The following is a 441-nucleotide window of genomic DNA, read 5'->3' as shown; positions in this document are numbered from 1 at the left end:
AACGGTCACCGCCCTCACGACGGTCACCACCCCGGAAGCCACCCTCGCGGTCGCCGCTGCGGAAGCCACCCTCACGGCGGTCGCCGTCGCGGCGCTCGCCGCTACGGAAACCACCCTGGCGGTCGCCGCTGTCCCGACGGTCGCCACCACGGAAGCCGCCCTCACGGTCGCCACCACGGGCGCCGCCGGTCCGGTCGTCACGGCCACCCCGGTATGGGGGACGGTCGTCGCGACGGTTGTCGCCGCGCCCCTGTCCACGGTCGGCGCGGTCCTCGTAACGACGGGGGCGGTCTCCGCCCTGCGGTCCTGAGCTCACAGGTACATCCTTCCTGATGGCGTTTCCGCCAGAACGCTAACGCGGTCAAGGGCCGCCCCTGTTGGGGCGGCCCTTGACCGAAAGTTTGTCCGGCGGTGTCCTACTCTCCCACACCCTCCCGGGTG

Annotated in this window: 1 protein-coding gene; it reads left to right on the top strand. The window is 72.1% G+C overall.

The window, feature by feature from the left end:
- Positions 1 to 310: hypothetical protein (locus ACLQ2X_RS27720; protein ID WP_425684027.1), on the top strand; the 310-nt coding region annotated here is incomplete at its 5' end.
- Positions 311 to 441: the final 131 nt, after the last annotated feature.

Source organism: Micromonospora sp. DT31 (assembly GCF_049841795.1).
Classification (GTDB): domain Bacteria; phylum Actinomycetota; class Actinomycetes; order Mycobacteriales; family Micromonosporaceae; genus Micromonospora.
This window is presented reverse-complemented; position numbering and strand designations above follow the sequence as displayed.